A 17681-nucleotide genomic window follows, 5' to 3' on the forward strand; every position below is an offset into this window, starting at 1 on the left:
ACGGGTTAACGTCCCTGGAGGGATTTCACGTTGTTGCCGAAGGTCCAGTTGCGTGAACCGTCCCAGTTGATGGACCAGGTCATCAGGCCCTTGAGCGAGTTGGCGGAGCCGGTGCCGTAGTGGTTCCAGGCCTGGGCGACCAGGTTCGGAGCCATGTAGCCGCCGCCCGCGCCGGGCTGGGCGGGGAGGCCGGGGGCCTGCTTGTCGTATGGGACGGTGATGGTTGTTCCTTGGATGGTGAGTCCCTTTGCCAGGCAGTCGGTCTGGGCGATGAAGCCTTGGACGGTTCCGGCCTGGTAGGAGTCGCCGGCGCAGCCGTACATGCTGCCGTTGTAGTACTGCATGTTCAACCACCAGAGGCGGCCGTTGTCGGCGTACTTCTTGATGATCGGCAGATAGGCGCCCCAGATCGAGCCGTAGGTGACGCTGCCGCCGGTGACGTAGGCGGTTTCGGGGGCCATGGTCAGGCCGAAGCCGGCGGGCATCTGGGCGAGGACGCCGTCGATGATGCGCACCAGGTTGGCCTGGGAGGCGGACAAGGTCTTGATGTTGCCGCTACCGGTGAGGCCGGTTTCCAGGTCGATGTCGATGCCGTCGAAGTTGTAGCGCTTGAGGATCGGCACGATGGTCGCGATGAACCGGTCGGCGACGGCGCTGGAATTGAGGTCGATGCCGGCCGCGGCGCCGCCGATGGACATCAGGATGGTCGCGCCGGCCGCCTTGGCCTGGCACATCTGCTCCGGCGTCGCCACCTTCACCGTCGAGTCCATGCCGTCTTCCCAGCGTGCGGTCCCGTTCGACTCGATGACCGGGAACGCCGCGTTGATCACGTTATGACCATGCGCGGCGATGCGCGCATCGGTGATCGGGATCCACCCCATCCCCGGATGCACCCCGTTGGACGCGCCGTCCCAGTTCTCCCAATACCCTTGCAGCACTTTACCGCTGGGCTTCGGCTTGGTGGGACAGGTGACGTCCGCCGGAGCCGCGGAAACCCCCGGCGCGACCGCGACCACCGCCGTGCCGATCGCCGCCAATAAAACCATTGCGAATCGGAGCAGTGCCGAGCGGCGGCCGACCCCACGCGAGCCATTTCTGGAAGTCATAACCCAAGTAGAAACACACGCAGAATGATCAACTCCAATGGCGACAACTGGGGAGCCGCCGTACCGAGAATTCACCGAGAATCATCGCTGGCATTCGAATGCGCGCTGAATATCTCCACCGATTCCCGAGCCCAGTATTCGCTACGGATGCCAATCAAGAGTGCCGACTCCGAAAGCGTGTGCGGCCGCCACGGATTCGGACAATTTCATGATCAGGGGACTGGTGCAGGCGGCCTCTCAGGCGATGCCTGCACCAGTTCCCCTGATCCTGGTAACCCTGTTCGCGACGACACAACACCCGACTTGGGCTCGGTCTCCCCGGCAGCGCACGACCCGGCGATGCCAAGACGAAACAACACCCGAACTGTCCCCGATCTCGCCAGCAGCACACTCGCCGCCGATTCCAAGACGAAGCAACACCTGAGCTGGGCCCTGTCTCGCCAGCAGCACACTGTCCGGCGATGCCAAAGTGCACACTCGCCGCCGATTCCAACGATCCCCTGCACCCACGCGATGACCGGCCCACCACCCACGAGCCTCAGCCCCGCCGGAAACACCAGGGTGTCCAGGTCCACGCACCCTCTCTCGGGATCCGCACCCAAAGTAGGGCCCCAGATCCAGTGCAGATTCCGAGAGAGAGTGCGGCCGTTGGCCACTGCGAGCCTGATCACGACCAGCGGATACGCGGTGGATTACTCGCACGACGACGCCCCAGCGTCGAGAGCCGCACCCTGACTCGGGATCCGCACCCCGACTCGGGATCCGCACCCTGACTCGAGAGCCGCACCCCCGACTCGGGATCCGCACTAACTCTGGGGCCCTACTCTGGGTGCGGATCCCGAGATTGGGTGCGGCCGTTGGTCATTGCAAGCCTGATCACGATCAGCGGTATACACCGAGGGTTACTCGCACGACGACGCCCCAGCGTTGAGAGCCGCACCTTGTCTTGGGATCCGCGCTGGTTCGGGGGCCCTACTTAGGGTGCGGATTCCGAGAGGGAGTGCGGCTGTTGGTCATTGCGTTCCTGATCATGATCAGCGGGGTACGCAGTGGGTCACTCGTACGACGGCGCCCCAGCGTCGAAAGTCGCACCCTGTCTCGGGATCCGCACTGACTCCGGGGCCCTACTTTGGGTGCGGATCCCTAGAGTGGGTGCGGCTGTTGGTCATTGCGTTCCTGATCATGATCAGCGGGATACGCGGTGGGCTACTCGCACGACGACGTCCAGCGTCGAGAGTCGCAGCCTGTCTCGGGATCCGCACTGACTCTGGGGCCCTATTTTGGGTGCGGATCCCGAGAGCGGGTGCGGCTGTCGGTGATAGTGGGCGCGTTGGTGGTCAACGGGACATGGTGGCGGTTGGTCGTGCGGGGGCACCGCCGTGTCCCGTTGGGGCTTGGCTATAGCTGGCCGTGTTGGGAGTCGAAGGTGACTACGCGGCCGCCTAGTTGGACTTGGGCGCCGGGAGTCAATTTGACCGGGTGGCCGGGGATGGCGCGGGTCCAGTCCTGGTGGGCGGGTTGGCGGACGTGGGTGCCGTTGGTGGAGCCGCCGTCGACGACGGTGACGTCCCAGTCGGTGAGGCGGATCTCGGCGTGGGCGCGCGACATTCCGCCGGAGGCGTCTTCCAAGCGGACGGGGCGGGCGCCGCGGGCGACGGCGTCCGCGTGTTCGGGTTCGCGGCCGAGGACGCAGTCGTTGTCGAGGACGAAGGAGGTTCCGTCATCGAGCAGCAACAGACCCAGGGGCGGGCGCACGCCGTCGGTCAGCACGCAGGTGAGCTGGTCCATCCGGATGCCGCAGACCGCACAGAAGGACACACGCGGATCGTTGAGATGATCACGCGCACACTTGAATCCCTTGACCACCACGCCGGGTGACTCGGGCACCCCGATGTGATCGAGGATGCGCGACACCATCGTCTCGTCGGGCACCATGGTCTCTTCGAGATCGACGTTGCGGACGGGAGCCTCGTCCGGATCATGATGCGCAACGCCCGGCTGCTCGCCGCTGTGCGCAACGCGTTCCGACTCCCCCGCCGGCTTGCGCAAGTTCGGCGAGAACGCGCCCTGCGGCGAACCCGCGGACGGCGACTCCGCGCTCTGCCATCCCGCCTTCGCGCCATAGGATTGCGGCTGCTGCCCACCGATCGGCGACGAATCCTCAGTCGGCCAATCAGCATTCGCGGGCATCGCCGGACTATGCGACTGCGGCATGGCCACCTGCGGCGGCGTCACCCGCATCGGCCCAGAAGGTTCCTCGAGCCACCCGGCATTCGCACCGGATGAGTGCGGTGCACCCTCCTCGACCGGCGACTCCCCGCTCTGCCAATCGGCGCCAGCACCATGGGCACCCTGCGGTGTCCCACCGACGGCCGACGAGTCCTCGTTCGACCATTCGGCGCCCGCACGATGGGAGCGCTGTAGTGGCGACGAATCCTCCGTCGGCCAATCGGCACTCGCGGGATCGTGGGAGTCCGGTGATCCCGCCGAGCGCGGTGGCGTGACTCGCATCGGTCCCGAAGGTTGTTCCGGCCACTCGGCGTTGGCCGCATGCGGCGTCGCACCGCCGAATGCCGATTCTGCGCCCGGCGACTCGGCTCCTGCTCCAAATGAGCGCTGCGGGATCCCGCCGATGGGTGCCGAATCATCATGCGGCCATTCGGCATTCGCGCGCCCAGCTGGATCGTGACTGTGCGGCGGAACAGTCGAGGGCGGTGCCGTCGCGGGATCATGGGAGTGCGGCGGTGTGCCGCTCATCGGTCCGAAATCCTCGCTCGGGGACTCGGCTCCGGATCCATATGAGCGCTGCGGGATCCCGCCGATGGGAGACGAATCATCATGCGGCCATTCGGCATTCGCGCGCGCAGCCGGATCGTGACTGTGCGGCGGAACAGTCGAAGGTGGCGTCTTCGCGGAATCGTGTGAGTGCGGCGGTGTGCCGCTCATCGGTCCGGAATCTTCGTTCGGCGGCTCGTCGGTCGGGGGCGTCGCCGGGTCCGGAAACCGCGGCGAGTTCGCGGGCCCGCCGGCGAGGTGGGTCGACACGCTCGGATAGCGCAGCGGTTCACCGACGGTCGGCCCGGATAGCTCGGGTGCTTCGGGGTCCCGTGACAGCGGGGAGGTGCTGTAGTTCTCGGTCGCCTGATCCACCGAGTCGTCGCGCGTCCACAGGTCCGGGCCCCACTGTGGCTCGGCGACATCTTGCGGCTCGTACGCCCGTTGCGGCCCTGACGCATACGGCGACTCGTACCCCTGCTGCGATTCCAGCGCACGCCGCGCCTCATGCGGCTGATGAGGTTCCGGCGCACGCTGCGCGTCATATCCCTGATGCGGTTCCGACGCAGATGGCAATTCGTATGCCCGAAGCGACTCCGAGGCAGGCTGCGATCCGAACAGCCGTTGCTGCTCAACGCTATCCGGCGACTCGAACGCTGTCGGGGGATCCGATGCCTGCTGTTCTTCGTACGCACGGTGCGGTTCCGAGGAAGGCCGCGACCCGAACGGCCGTTGCTGTTCAGCGCTATCCGGCGACTCGAACGCTATCTGACGATCCGATGCCTGCTGTGCTTCGTACGCCCGATGCGGTTCCGCGGGACGCGGCGACCCGTACGGCTGGTGCGATTCGGACGCATGTTGCCCCTCGAACGCCGACTCCGACGACCGCGGCTCTGCGAATGGCCTTTGCGGCACCGCGTTATCCGGCGACTCGAATGCCTGCTGGGATTCCGATGGGCGTGGGGTTCCGTATGCCTGCTGCGGTTCCGAAGCATGCTGCGCTTCGAACGCCGAAGAAGTCCCAGCCCCACGCTGCCCCTCGAACCCTTGGGGCGGCCCGGCGACGTCCTGCCTCTCGAACCCACGCGAGGGGCCGGCGACATCCTGCCCTTCGAACGCCGAAAAAGCCCCACGCTGCCCCTCGAACGCCCTTCGCCCCTCGAACCCTTGGGGCGGCCCGGCGACATCCTGCCCTCCGAACCCACGCAAAGGCTCGGCAACAGCCCCATACCCGCGTCCCGGCGCAACCTCACGAGCATCCTCGACACCCCCGAACCACACCACCGCCCCCGCCCCCGGCGCAGTCCCCTCACCCAGCGCGAAAACCCCACGCGCAGGCAACATCTCACCCCATTCCCCCGCCTCGTCCACGAACAACCCCGCCCCGACCCCCGGCACCGGCGTCACCACCCGATCAACCGTGAACCCGGCCTCGCGCCCCCGCAGCACCTCCGACCGCTCCACCCCGTTCAGCACAGCCGTAACCCCACCGTGCAAGAACACCGCGATCCCACCGTCCCCCGGCGTGATCACCCCGAACTCGACCTCGTCCGCATCCCCGTTCGCCAACCCCATCAACCAGTTGGTCGCCAACCGCGCCACCGTCCGCCCGCTCCGCCGCGGCTCCTGGGACGTGGCCTGCCGCACGATCCCCAGCAACGCCGTCATCGCCCGCGCCGCCACCGAATCCGCGGTCACCACACCTCCGCCGCGATGCGCGACGACTACCACCACACCGCCGGCGCTCGCCACCAGGTGCGCACCGGGAAGAACCTCGATCTGCCTACTCACACGAACCTGCCACCTTGGAAACGCCACCTATGGAACACAACCCGCATGGGACCGTTGACGATGAGCCAGAACGTGATCCAGGTGACGACGAACTGGATCAGGAACGCGGTCAGCGACGGACGCAACGACTCGGGCAACACGACGGTCGTGTACCGGACGAGCACCCACATGAGCGCCCCCTCGTTGACCATGGTCAGGAAGCCGAACAAGGTCGGCCAGTCCTTTTCCCAGCGGAACTGTTGTAAGAAATGGTAAAGCAACTCCCACAGCACCCCGACCAGAACTGTGGCGAGCAGGATGGACAGGGTCACCCGATAGGCCTGCCCGAGACTCAGCGATCCGGTGGGCAGCACGGGGGTGATGATCAGCGCGACGAAGAACCCGATCACGCCCAGCGCGAGGACCCGGGTCTGGATTCGCCCGTTCAATGTTGGCAGCATCAGCTCAGATCTTCTTGTTCGTCATCCAGGACCACCACTGGCTCGTCGAGCGCAGCGGGCCCATCCGGCGGCAGAACCCCAGCGCGGCAAGATCGTCCGCGATCTCCTGCGCGGCGATCTGCAACCCGAGGAAGGTGTCGACGCCGACGAACGGCCCGCCGAGCGTCGCGCTACCGGATGCATAGATGCGTCCGGTGCCACTTCGGGTGCCGATCAGTTCGAAGGTGGTGTCGACGTCGAGCCGGCCGACCGGATTACGCCCGGCGCCTGCGTGATCCAGCAGATCCGCGAGCAGCCGATGCTCACGGATATCGGCTTCGAGTCCGGTGCAGTCGATGATGTAATCCACCGTCGTGTCGAACGGTTGACTCGGCGGCGGAGTCGGCAATTCGGCACTGATGTCCGGAATGATGGTGGCCACCACGCCCTGTCGCCCCTCGGCGGGCCGCGGCGCGCGCATGGTCCCGGCCATCACCTGATACCAGCCCTGCTTGCGCCCGCGCCGCAGCTGCTCCTGCCAGGAGTACCGGATCGGGGTGTTGGTGCCGGAGATCTCCTTGTACGCCTCGGCCCGCTGCGCGCCTTGCAGCGAACGCATCTTCTGCTTGAGCTGCCCGCCCCACACCGACTTCGGGTAGTTGAAGCCTTGATACGCCCAGCCGTCAGCCCCCTTGCGCCGATTGAACACATTCTTGCCGTGCGCCTTGGCGATGTAGGTGCGGAACAGGTGCAGGATCTGCGTGTTCAACTGCAACCGGTCCCGATCATCGATGAGCCGCTGCAACACCCGGCTCGCCACGATCCCGCTACCGCGAATCAGCACCGTCCCCGGCCGCCGCTGCAACGCCTGATAGACGTGCTCGTGCGGCTCGTAGGCGTTGACCACCCGCGTCGGATCTCGATGCGTCTCCCGATACTCCTGAAGATCGGGCAGCAACTTCAGCCCCGGATACCCCACGGCCACATGCACATACGTACTGCGAAACGCCACTCGCTTGGTCGGTGTCGACCCCGCGGCCGGCGTCAGGATCGTGAAGTACCCGCCGCCGTGACGCTTGCGCACCATGCGAACCTGCCCGCGATGCAACGAACTCGCGTAGTCGATGCGCTTGAACTCGCGTTCCATCCCGACGAACGCCTGCCCGGCCCGCGGCGTGTAGTAGTTGGCGAAGATCGGCTCCACGAACACGTTCCACAGCGGCCTGATCGACTTGTCCGCGAACGCCTCGCGCACCGCGTAGGACGGAAAGCCCCACATGTTGTCCGGCTCGGACGCCGAGTCGCTGCGCAACCGCTCGCCGCGCGGAATCTGCGAGACCCGGGTCAGATACTCATAGGACGACCACGGGTGTTCCTGCGGCCCGAGCACCGCCATCGACTGCGCGGGCACCCCGAAGATCCGCAACGTGTCATAGGTGACGAACGACCCGATCCCGCTGCCGATCGTCACGAACGGCACATCGATCACCGGAATCCCGGTGCTGTTCAGCATTTCATCGGTCCACACGTCGGTATCGACGAGCGCCTGGGTTAGATCGCCCCGCATTTCGGGGACTCTACCGGCCCGTTCTTACGGATAACTTGCGATCTTCCTTCGGCGCCAAGCACTCCCGGTGACGCGCGGTGCGCGACGCGCGGAGATCGATCTGGCCCAACCTGCCACGGACCGGCCCCTCGCGGAAGTAGCATGCGCTGGTGGCCGACTCGATTCGTTCCACCCCTCTGCGGGTCCTCGTGTACAGCAACGACGCCGATACCCGGCGCCAGGTGATCCTGGCCCTGGGCAAACACCCGCACCCCGAACTACCCGAACTCGACTACCTCGAAGTGGCCACCGGCCCCGTGGTGATCGAGCAGATGGACGCGGGCGGCATCGACCTGGTCATCCTCGACGGGGAGTCGGCGCCGACCGGCGGGCTCGGCATCGCCAAGCAACTCAAGGACGAAATCGAGCATTGCCCACCGGTGCTCGTGCTCACCGGCCGCCCCGACGACGCCTGGCTGGCCAACTGGTCGCGCGCGGAGGCGGCGGTGTCGCATCCGATCGATCCGATCCGGCTCACCGAGGCCGTGGTCGGGCTGCTGCGCAACCGTTCGGCAGCCTGAAAAGTCCGGTTCCGCCCACTCGGTTATGCCGAGTGCACATTAATCAATCGCGTCTGACCTGCACTTGATGCACTGCCGCTAATCCGGACAAACCCACCGCGCCGCACCGGGCCCGATCCGGGCGGAAGCCGTGAGTTAGCCGTTCGAAGTCCCGACCCAAGCCTGGCGAACGCCACGATGACGTACCGAAAAGCACAGCATGGCCGGTGTTTTCGCTGCACAGACTGACCGGTCAACCAACGTGACGTGACAAGACCTCGGATTACCCCCGTTTCAGTCATGAATCGGCGTCGCGAATTCGATCAAACGCAGCAGCCAAACGTGTAGCACTCAGAGCGATCAGTTGTAGGCTGTGCCCTAGCTCACACCAGCGCGGGTACCAGCCCTACTCGCGTCGAGCAGGCCATGGGGCGTGTCTGGCCGAGGCGGACAACGACGTCAGCCCGCCTCGGAAGCTGCTGTCCGGCAACGGACACCCACCCGCAGGCTCCAGCTCGCAAGGAGGGGCTTGCGCAGATCAAAGGGAGAGCGCAGTCGTGAATATCGAGATGCCCACTCTGGTTTTAGGCGCGATCGCCGCGGCGTTCGCGGTGTTCTCCATCATCATGGCGGCCCTGGTCGGGCCGAAGCGCGACAACCGAGCCAAGCTCGAGGCGTACGAATGCGGTATCGAACCGACACCGCACGCCATCGCCGGCGGCCCGGGAAACGTGACCGGCCAACGCTTTCCGGTGAAGTACTACCTCACCGCGATGCTGTTCATCATCTTCGACATCGAGATCGTGTTCCTCTACCCGTGGGCAGTCCACTTCGATGCGCTCGGTCTCTTCGGTCTCGCCGCGATGGCGCTGTTCATCTTCAACGTCTCCGTGGCCTACGCCTATGAATGGCGACGCGGTGGGCTCAGTTGGGACTGATTGCCGCGCAACGTGTTCGGGCGACGAGTGGAAGTGAAGGTTAGTCGGATATGGGGTTAGAGGAAAAACTGCCCAGCGGTTTCCTGCTGAGCACTGTCGAGGACTTTGCCGGGTTCATGCGGAAGGGCTCGTTGTGGCCCGCCACCTTCGGCCTCGCCTGCTGCGCCATCGAGATGATGGCAACGGGCGGTGGACGTTTCGACATCGCTCGGTTCGGCATGGAGGCGTTCCGCGCCTCGCCGCGGCAGGCCGATCTGATGATCGTCGCGGGCCGGGTCAGCCAGAAGATGGCCCCCGTGCTGCGGCAGGTCTACGACCAGATGACCGAACCGAAATGGGTGCTCGCCATGGGCGTGTGCGCGTCCTCGGGCGGCATGTTCAACAACTACGCCATCGTGCAGGGCGTCGACCACGTCGTACCGGTCGACATCTACCTGCCCGGCTGCCCGCCGCGGCCGGAGATGCTGTTGAACGCGATTCTGGCGCTGCACGCCAAGATTCAGGAGATGCCACTCGGCGTCAATCGTGAAGAGGCCATCCGAGCCGCCGAGGCGGCGGCACTGGCCTCGACCCCGACCATCCGGATGGAGGGTCTGCTGCGATGACGTTCGATTCCTCCGACAACAGCACGGCCACCGCGAACGACGACCTCGACGCGGCCGCCACGGCGGGACCGGAAGGCACCCTGCCCGGTGAGGACGAGCAGCATGCCGCAGGCGCCGAGGTGATCGGCGTGCGGCACGGCATGTTCGGCGTCACCGGCTCCGGCGACACCTCCGGCTACGGCGGCCTCGTTCGCCCGGTCAGCCTGCCCGGCAGCACGCCGGCACCCTACGGCGGCTACTTCGACGAGATCGTCGACGCGCTGCGCACCGCGCTCGCCGAGGCGGGCAGCCGGCTCGAGACCGTGCTGGAGAAGATCGTCGTGTTCCGCGGCGAGCTCACCCTGCACGTGCACCGCGAGCACCTGGTGGCGCTCGCGCAGGTGTTGCGTGACCATCCCGCACTGCGTTTCGAGCTGAGTCTGGGCGTGAGCGGCGTGCACTATCCCGAGGACGCGGGCCGCGAACTGCACGCGGTGTATCCGCTCATGTCCATCACGCACAACCGCAGGCTGCGCGTCGAGGTGTCCACGCCCGACGCCGACCCGCACATTCCGTCGCTGTACGAGGTGTACCCGACCACCGACTGGCACGAGCGGGAGACCTACGACTTCTTCGGCATCATCTTCGACGGGCACCCCTCGCTCACTCGAATCCTGATGCCCGACGACTGGCGCGGCCACCCCCAGCGCAAGGACTACCCGCTCGGCGGGATCCCGGTCGAGTACAAGGGCGCGCGGATACCGCCGCCCGACGAGCGGAGGGCTTACAACTAATGACTACATCGCGAAGCGATTCCGTGAGGGGTGGCGGTCGGGCGACGGGTGGGCTGAACGACACCGATACCCGGCCCGACGTCGAAGGCGACGCTGGGCCGGAACCCACTGTTGTCACCGTCGCAGGCCAGGACTGGGAAGAGGTCTCCGACTCGCTGCGCGGCGCGGGCGAGGAACGCATCGTCGTCAACATGGGTCCCCAGCATCCGTCCACGCACGGCGTGCTGCGGCTGATCCTGGAGATCGAGGGCGAGACGGTCACCGAGGCCCGCTGCGGAATCGGCTACCTGCACACCGGCATCGAGAAGAACCTGGAGTTCCGCAACTGGACCCAGGGCGTCACCTTCGTCACCCGGATGGACTACCTGTCGCCGTTCTTCAACGAGACGGCGTACTGCCTCGGCGTGGAGAAGCTGCTCGATATCACCGAGGCGATCCCGGAGCGGGTCAGCATCATCCGGGTCATGCTCATGGAGCTGAACCGGATCTCCTCGCACCTGGTGGCGCTGGCCACCGGCGGCATGGAGCTCGGCGCGCTCACCCCGATGCTGTTCGGTTTCCGCGAGCGCGAACTGATCCTGGACGTGTTCGAGACCATCACCGGCCTGCGGATGAACCACGCATACATCCGGCCGGGCGGCCTGGCCCAAGACCTGCCCGACGACGGCGTCGCGAAAGTCCGTGAGCTGCTGGCCCTGATGCCCAAGCGGCTCAAGGACATGGAGCAGCTGCTCACCTCGAACCCGATCTGGAAGGCCCGCACCCAGGACATCGGCTACCTGAACCTGCAGGGCTGCATGGCCCTCGGGATCACCGGCCCGGTGCTGCGCGCCACCGGCCTGCCGCACGACCTGCGCAAGGCCCAGCCGTACTGCGGTTACGAGAACTACGAATTCGACATCCCCACCACCACGGGCTGTGACTGCTACGGCCGTTACGTGATCCGGGTGGACGAGATGAAGGAATCGCTCAAGATCGTCGAGCAGTGCCTGGACAAGCTGCGCCCCGGCCCGGTGATGGTCGACGACAAGAAGATCGCCTGGCCCGCCGACCTGCAGATCGGTCCGGACGGACTCGGCAACTCCCCCAAGCACATCGGCAAGATCATGGGCACGTCCATGGAGGGCCTCATCCACCACTTCAAGCTGGTCACCGAGGGCATCCGGGTGCCGGCCGGTCAGGTGTACACCGCGGTCGAGTCGCCGCGCGGCGAGCTGGGCGTGCACATGGTCAGCGACGGCGGCACCCGGCCCTACCGGGTGCACTACCGCGACCCCTCGTTCACCAATCTGCAAGCGGTGGCGGCTACTTGCGAAGGCGGCATGGTCGCCGACGTGATCGCCGCGGTCGCCAGCATCGACCCCGTCATGGGCGGAGTGGACCGATGACCGAGATCATGTTGAAGCTCAGCACCCGGCCGGAACCGTTCCAGCCGTTCGTTCGTGAGCGCCTGGAGTTGGATGCCAAGGAGATCATCGGCCGGTACCCGGAGCCGCGGTCGGCACTGCTGCCGCTGCTGCATCTGGTGCAGGCCGAAGAGGGCTGTGTCACCGGCACCGGCATCGATTTCTGTGCCGACCAGCTGGGCTTGACCGGCGCCGAGGTCACCGCGGTGGCCACGTTCTATTCGATGTACCGGCGCACCCCGACCGGCGACTACCACGTCGGCGTGTGCACCAACACGTTGTGCGCGGTGATGGGCGGCGACGCCATCCTCGCCACGCTGGAACGCCACCTCGGCATCGGCCACGGCGACACCACCGCCGACGGGAAGATCACGCTCGAGCACGTCGAGTGCAACGCGGCCTGTGATTTCGCGCCGGTGATCATGGTCAACTGGGAATTCTTCGACAACCAGACCCCGGAATCGGCGCAGGCCCTGGTGGATTCGCTGCGCGCGGGTCAGCAGGTGACCCCGACCCGGGGCGCGCCGCTGTGCACGTTCAAGCAGACCGCGCGCATCCTGGCCGGTTTCCCGGACGAACGCCCCGGCGTGCTCGACCACGCAGTCGGCGAGGCCACCCTGGCCGGACTGCACGCCGCGCGCGAGCAGAACATGAACGCGCCCGGGGCGCAACAGGATTCGGAGGCCGCCGAATGACGCTGACCCCCGTACTCAGCACCTACTGGGACGACCCGCAGTCGTGGACGATGGACACCTACCGCCGCCACGACGGCTACCAGGCGCTGCGCAAGGCCCTGGCCATGGAGCCGGACCAGGTCATCCAGACCGTCAAGGACGCCGGCCTGCGCGGCCGCGGCGGCGCGGGCTTCCCGACCGGCATGAAGTGGAGCTTCATCCCGCAGGGCGCCGGACCCGACGGCGTGAGCAAGCCGCACTACATGGTGGTCAACGCCGACGAGTCCGAACCCGGTACCTGCAAAGACATTCCGTTGATGCTGTCGAGCCCGCACGCGTTGATCGAGGGCATCATCATCGGCTCCTACGCCATTCGCGCCGCGCACGCGTTCATCTACGTGCGCGGCGAAGTGGTGCCGGTGCTGCGCCGGCTGCAAGCCGCGGTCGCGCAGGCCTACGCGGCCGGTTTCCTGGGCCGCAACATCCTCGGCTCCGGCTACGACCTCGAACTCATCGTGCACGCCGGCGCGGGCGCCTACATCTGCGGTGAGGAAACCGCGCTGCTCGATTCCCTGGAAGGGCGCCGCGGTCAGCCGCGGCTGCGGCCGCCGTTCCCGGCCGTCGCGGGTCTCTACGCCTGCCCGACCGTGGTGAACAACGTGGAATCCATTGCCAGCGTGCCGCCGATCATCCTCAACGGCACCGCCTGGTTCCGCTCGATGGGCAGCGAGAAGTCCCCCGGCTTCACCCTGTACTCGCTCTCGGGTCACGTGAACCGGCCCGGCCAGTACGAGGCGCCGCTCGGGGTCACCCTGCGCGAACTGCTCGGCTACGCCGGCGGCGTGCGCACCGGGCACACGGTGAAGTTCTGGACGCCCGGTGGTTCGTCCACCCCGCTGTTCACCGACAAGCACCTGGACGTGCCGCTGGACTACGAGGGCGTCGCGACCGCCGGATCCATGTTGGGCACCAAGGCCTTGCAGATCTTCGACGACACCACGTGTGTGGTGCGCGCGGTGCTGCGCTGGACCGAGTTCTACATGCACGAGTCCTGCGGCAAATGCACCCCGTGCCGCGAAGGCACCTACTGGCTCGTGCAACTGCTGCACCGGCTCGAGTCCGGCCGGGGCACCGAGTCCGACCTGGACAAGCTGCTCGACATCAGCGACACGATCAACGGCAAGTCGTTCTGCGCGCTCGGCGACGGCGCGGCCAGCCCGATCATCTCCTCGCTGAAGTACTTCCGCGACGAGTACGTCGAACACATCACCGGCGGCCGCTGCCCGTTCGATCCGGCGCGGACCACCGCATGGGCGAACGGCGTTGGGGCAGTACCGCATTCGCGCGACAAGGACACGGAAGGAGTGCGATGACCGCCACCGTGAACGCCAATACCAGCGGGGTCGTACCCGCGGACCTGGTGACCGTCACCATCGACGACACCACGGTCAGCGTGCCCGCGGGCACGCTGGTGATCCGGGCCGCCGAGCTGATCGGCATCCAGATCCCGCGCTTCTGCGACCACCCGCTGCTCGACCCGGTCGGCGCGTGCCGCCAGTGCATCGTCGAGGTCGAGGGCCAGCGCAAGCCGGTCGCGTCCTGCACCATGACCGTCACCGACGGCATGGTGGTGCGCACCCAGCTCACCTCCCCGGTGGCGGACAAGGCGCAAGCGGGCGTGATGGAGCTGCTGCTCATCAACCACCCGCTCGACTGCCCGGTGTGCGACAAGGGCGGGGAATGCCCGTTGCAGAACCAGGCGATGTCCACCGGACGCCCCGAAACCCGGTTCGAGGGCGAAAAGCGCACGTACCCCAAGCCGATTCCGCTGTCCACCGCGGTGCTGCTGGACCGGGAACGCTGCGTGCTGTGCGCGCGTTGCACCCGGTTCTCCCAGCAGGTCGCCGGTGACCCGTTCATCGAGCTGCTGGAACGCGGTGCGCTGCAACAGGTCGGCACCGCGCAGGCCGAACCGCTGGACTCCTACTTCTCCGGCAACACCGTGCAGGTCTGCCCGGTCGGCGCGCTGACCGGCACCAGCTACCGGTTCCGCGCCCGCCCGTTCGACCTCGTGTCGAGCCCGAATGTGTGCGAGCACTGCGCCTCCGGCTGCGCGCAGCGCACCGATCACCGGCGCGGCAAGGTGCTGCGCCGGTTGGCCGGTGACGATCCGCAGGTCAACGAGGAATGGAACTGCGACAAGGGGCGTTGGGCGTTCGCCTACGCCACCGAACGCGACCGGCTCAGCACGCCGCTGGTCCGCGGCTGGGACGGCAACCTCGCACCCGCCTCCTGGTCCGAGGCGCTGGCCGCGGCCGCGGAAGGGCTGGCTGCCGCGTTCGGCAGCGCGGGTGTCCTCGTCGGTGGCCGAGTCACCGAGGAGGACGCCTACACCTACGCCAAGTTCGCCCGAATCGCGTTGGGCACCAACGACGTCGACTTCCGCGCCCGGGTGCACTCGGCCGAGGAGGCCGACTTCCTGGCCGCGCGCATCGCCGGTCAGGGCATGGCGGTCAGCTACGACAACCTGGAGACCGCGCCGATCGTCCTGCTCGTCGGCTTCGAGCCGGAGGAGGAGTCGCCGATCGTCTACCTGCGGCTGCGCAAGGCCGCGCGCAAGCATCGCCTGCCGATCTACTCCCTCGCGCCGTACTCCTCGCGCGGGCTGGATCGGATGTCGGGCAAGCTGATGCAGGCGATGCCCGGCGCCGAACCGCACCTGCTCGAGGCGGTCCGCAGCGGCGACACCGCCACGCCGGGAGCCGATCCCACGCAGATCTCCGATGTCAGCCGACTGCTGCGCGAACCCGGCGCGGTGATCATGGTCGGCGAGCGGATGGCCGGGATTCCCGGCGCGCTGTCCGCCGCGGTGCGGCTGGCCGACGAGACCGGGGCCGCGCTCGCCTGGGTGCCGCGGCGCGCCGGTGAGCGGGGCGCGGTCGAGGCCGGCGCGTTGCCGGGTCTGCTGCCCGGTGGTCGTCCGGTCGCGGATCCCTCTGCACGCCAACAGGTCCGGGAGATCTGGAATGTGCCGGACCTGCCGGCCACCGCCGGTCGGGACACCGCGGCCATCCTGGATGCCGCGCCCGGTCTCGGTGCGCTGGTGATCGGCGGCGTCGACGTCACCGACCTGCCGGACCCGAAGGGCGCACTCGCCGCCATCGATGCCGCACGGTTCGTGGTCAGCCTGGAACAGCGGCAGAGCGCGGTCACCGAGCGCGCGGACGTGGTCTTCCCGGTGGCCACCGCCATGGAGAAGTCCGGCACCTTCCGCAACTGGGAGGGCCGGGCGCGCCAGTTCGCGGCCGCGCTGGGTGACGACATGGTGCGCCGCCAGTCCGCCCCGCTCTCGGATCAGCGTGTGCTGCAAGCGATTGCGGACGAGATGAAGGTGCGCCTCGGCCTGCCGGACACCGACGCGGCCCGCGCCGAACTCGCCGAACTCGGCGCCTGGGACGGGGCGGCCGTCGCCGCGCCCGCGCACCGCCCGCACCCGCTGACCCAGCCCGGACCCGGCACCGCGGTGCTGGCCAGCTGGCGGATGCTGCTCGACCTCGGCCGCCTGCAAGAGGGCGAACCCAACCTGGCCGGCATCGCCCGCACCCCGGTCGCCCGACTCTCGCCCGCGACCGCCGCCGAAATCGGCGCGGCGACCGACGATCTGGTGACCGTCGCCAGTGACTACGGCACCGTCACGCTGCCGCTGGTGATCACCGACCTGCCCGACCGCGTGGTCTGGCTGCCGCAGCACTCACCGGGCAGCTCGATCGCCGAACAGTTGGCCACCTACCCCGGCGGCATCGTGGCACTGCGACGCGCCGACGAGAGGATGAAGGAGCACAGGCATGAGTGACCTCAGTTTGTTCGGCCACGACCCCCTGTGGCTGGTGATCGGGAAATCCCTCGCCATCTTCGTCTTCCTGCTGCTCATCCCGATGATCGCGGTGGTCGCGGAACGAAAGATCGTGGCCCGCATGCAGATGCGGATCGGTCCGAACCGGATCGGTCCGTTCGGCATGCTGCAAAGCATCGCCGACGGCGTCAAGATGGCGCTCAAGGAAGACATCGTCCCGGCCATCGTGGACAAGCCGATCTTCATCATGGCGCCGATCATCTCGCTGATCCCGGCCGTGATGGCGTTCGCGGTGATCCCGTTCGGCCCCGAGGTTTCCGTCTTCGGCCATCACACCGCGCTGCAACTGACCGATATGCCGGTGGCGGTGCTCTACATCCTGGCCATCACCTCGATCGGCGTGTACGGCATCGTGCTGGCCGGCTGGTCGTCGGGCTCGACGTACCCGCTGCTCGGCGGGCTGCGCTCGACCGCGCAGGTGATCTCCTACGAGATCGCGATGGCGCTGTGCTTCGCCACCGTGTTCCTGCTCGGCGGCACCATGTCCACCTCGGGCATCGTCTCCGCCCAGCACGACACCTGGTACGTCTTCCTGCTGCTGCCCTCGTTCCTCATCTACTGCGTCTCCATGGTCGGCGAGACCAACCGGGCGCCGTTCGACCTCCCCGAGGCCGAGGGCGAGCTGGTCGGCGGCTTCCACACCGAGTACTCCTCGCTCAAGTTCGCCATGTTCATGATGGCCGAATACATCAACATGGCCACGGTTTCCGCGCTCGCCACCACGCTGTTCCTCGGCGGCTGGCACGCGCCGTGGCCGTTGAGCCTGTGGGCCGGCGCCAACGAAAACTGGTGGCCGGTGCTGTGGTTCACCGCCAAGGTGTGCACGTTCCTGTTCGTGTTCATCTGGCTGCGCGGTACGCTGCCGCGCCTGCGCTACGACCAGTTCATGAATCTCGGCTGGAAGCTGCTGATCCCGACCTCGCTGCTGTGGGTCATGCTGGTCGGCGGGGCTCGGGTGTTGCAGGCCGAGGGGTATCACGTGCAGACCCCGCTGCTGGTCATCGGCGGTCTGGTGATCTCCGCGCTGATGGTCGGGGTGTTCCTGCGGGCGGGCCGCCGAGGTGGCGCCGCACCGCCGGCCGAGCCGGAACCCGCGGCGCCGAGTGCGGACGGGGCGGTCTTCCTGGGCTTCCCGACGCCGCCGCTGCCCGAACACGCTCGCCCGGTAGCCAAGT

Annotated in this window: 12 protein-coding genes and 1 pseudogene; 9 read left to right on the top strand and 4 right to left on the bottom strand. The window is 67.3% G+C overall.

The genetic code is table 11. The features are described from left to right. Window positions 1-5: 5 nt before the first annotated feature. The 4 genes from AB0M22_RS28985 to AB0M22_RS29000 form a co-directional block, all read right to left on the bottom strand. Complete coding sequence (locus AB0M22_RS28985) at window positions 6-1106, bottom strand: chitinase (RefSeq protein WP_364733384.1); 1101 nt, start codon at window positions 1104-1106, stop codon at window positions 6-8. Window positions 1107-2504: 1398 nt separating this feature from the next. Further along, on the bottom strand, window positions 2505-3296 hold the full coding sequence (locus AB0M22_RS28990) for an FHA domain-containing protein (RefSeq protein WP_364733386.1): 792 nt from the start codon (window positions 3294-3296) through the stop codon (window positions 2505-2507). A 2372-nt stretch (window positions 3297-5668) separates the two neighbouring features. Then, window positions 5669-6112, bottom strand: coding sequence for a hypothetical protein (locus AB0M22_RS28995; RefSeq protein WP_364733388.1), 444 nt, complete (start codon window positions 6110-6112; stop codon window positions 5669-5671). 4 nt (window positions 6113-6116) lie between these two features. After that, on the bottom strand, window positions 6117-7658 hold the full coding sequence (locus AB0M22_RS29000) for a hypothetical protein (protein ID WP_364733391.1): 1542 nt from the start codon (window positions 7656-7658) through the stop codon (window positions 6117-6119). Between the two features lie 149 nt (window positions 7659-7807). Here AB0M22_RS29000 and AB0M22_RS29005 point away from each other — a divergent pair, with 149 nt between their 5' ends. From AB0M22_RS29005 to nuoH, 9 genes and pseudogenes are all read left to right on the top strand, one after another. Further along, window positions 7808-8218: a hypothetical protein gene (locus AB0M22_RS29005; protein WP_364733394.1), complete on the top strand. Its 411-nt coding sequence runs from the start codon at window positions 7808-7810 to the stop codon at window positions 8216-8218. Window positions 8219-8754: 536 nt separating this feature from the next. Further along, window positions 8755-9135 carry an NADH-quinone oxidoreductase subunit A gene (locus tag AB0M22_RS29010; protein ID WP_364733396.1) on the top strand — a complete coding sequence of 127 codons (381 nt, stop codon included), beginning with the start codon at window positions 8755-8757 and terminating at the stop codon, window positions 9133-9135. Between the two features lie 50 nt (window positions 9136-9185). After that, window positions 9186-9740 (top strand): NADH-quinone oxidoreductase subunit B family protein, encoded by a 555-nt coding sequence (locus tag AB0M22_RS29015; protein ID WP_364733399.1) that lies wholly within the window; start codon window positions 9186-9188, stop codon window positions 9738-9740. Continuing rightward, complete coding sequence (locus tag AB0M22_RS29020) at window positions 9737-10513, top strand: NADH-quinone oxidoreductase subunit C (protein WP_364733401.1); 777 nt, start codon at window positions 9737-9739, stop codon at window positions 10511-10513. Before AB0M22_RS29015 ends, AB0M22_RS29020 begins: the two co-directional genes overlap by 4 nt. Beyond that, a complete protein-coding gene (gene nuoD / locus AB0M22_RS29025) occupies window positions 10513-11901 on the top strand; it encodes an NADH dehydrogenase (quinone) subunit D (RefSeq protein ID WP_364733403.1) in 1389 nt (462 codons plus the stop codon). The genes AB0M22_RS29020 and nuoD overlap by 1 nt, the downstream gene beginning before the upstream one ends. Next, window positions 11898-12614 carry an NADH-quinone oxidoreductase subunit NuoE gene (gene nuoE, locus AB0M22_RS29030; RefSeq protein ID WP_364733406.1) on the top strand — a complete coding sequence of 239 codons (717 nt, stop codon included), beginning with the start codon at window positions 11898-11900 and terminating at the stop codon, window positions 12612-12614. Before nuoD ends, nuoE begins: the two co-directional genes overlap by 4 nt. Next, window positions 12611-13966, top strand: coding sequence for an NADH-quinone oxidoreductase subunit NuoF (nuoF, locus tag AB0M22_RS29035; protein ID WP_364733409.1), 1356 nt, complete (start codon window positions 12611-12613; stop codon window positions 13964-13966). The genes nuoE and nuoF overlap by 4 nt, the downstream gene beginning before the upstream one ends. Next, window positions 13963-16446, top strand: coding sequence for an NADH-quinone oxidoreductase subunit G (locus AB0M22_RS29040; protein WP_364733412.1), 2484 nt, complete (start codon window positions 13963-13965; stop codon window positions 16444-16446). Before nuoF ends, AB0M22_RS29040 begins: the two co-directional genes overlap by 4 nt. Next, a pseudogene (nuoH, locus tag AB0M22_RS29045) lies at window positions 16439-17671 on the top strand (NADH-quinone oxidoreductase subunit NuoH); the annotation flags it as partial. The gene AB0M22_RS29040 and the pseudogene nuoH, both read left to right, overlap by 8 nt. Between the last annotated feature and the right edge of the window lie 10 nt (window positions 17672-17681).

The sequence above is a fragment of the Nocardia sp. NPDC051756 genome (assembly GCF_040681495.1).
GTDB lineage: Bacteria > Actinomycetota > Actinomycetes > Mycobacteriales > Mycobacteriaceae > Nocardia.

Coding starts and splice junctions, on each gene's coding strand:
- AB0M22_RS28985 (WP_364733384.1), bottom strand. CDS start 1,106: ATGACTTCCAGAAATGGCTCGCGTGGGGTCGGCCGCCGCTCGGCACTG.
- AB0M22_RS28990 (WP_364733386.1), bottom strand. CDS start 3,296: ATGCCCGCGAATGCTGATTGGCCGACTGAGGATTCGTCGCCGATCGGT.
- AB0M22_RS28995 (WP_364733388.1), bottom strand. CDS start 6,112: ATGCTGCCAACATTGAACGGGCGAATCCAGACCCGGGTCCTCGCGCTG.
- AB0M22_RS29000 (WP_364733391.1), bottom strand. CDS start 7,658: ATGCGGGGCGATCTAACCCAGGCGCTCGTCGATACCGACGTGTGGACC.
- AB0M22_RS29015 (WP_364733399.1), top strand. CDS start 9,186: ATGGGGTTAGAGGAAAAACTGCCCAGCGGTTTCCTGCTGAGCACTGTC.
- AB0M22_RS29020 (WP_364733401.1), top strand. CDS start 9,737: ATGACGTTCGATTCCTCCGACAACAGCACGGCCACCGCGAACGACGAC.
- nuoD (WP_364733403.1), top strand. CDS start 10,513: ATGACTACATCGCGAAGCGATTCCGTGAGGGGTGGCGGTCGGGCGACG.
- nuoE (WP_364733406.1), top strand. CDS start 11,898: ATGACCGAGATCATGTTGAAGCTCAGCACCCGGCCGGAACCGTTCCAG.
- nuoF (WP_364733409.1), top strand. CDS start 12,611: ATGACGCTGACCCCCGTACTCAGCACCTACTGGGACGACCCGCAGTCG.
- AB0M22_RS29040 (WP_364733412.1), top strand. CDS start 13,963: ATGACCGCCACCGTGAACGCCAATACCAGCGGGGTCGTACCCGCGGAC.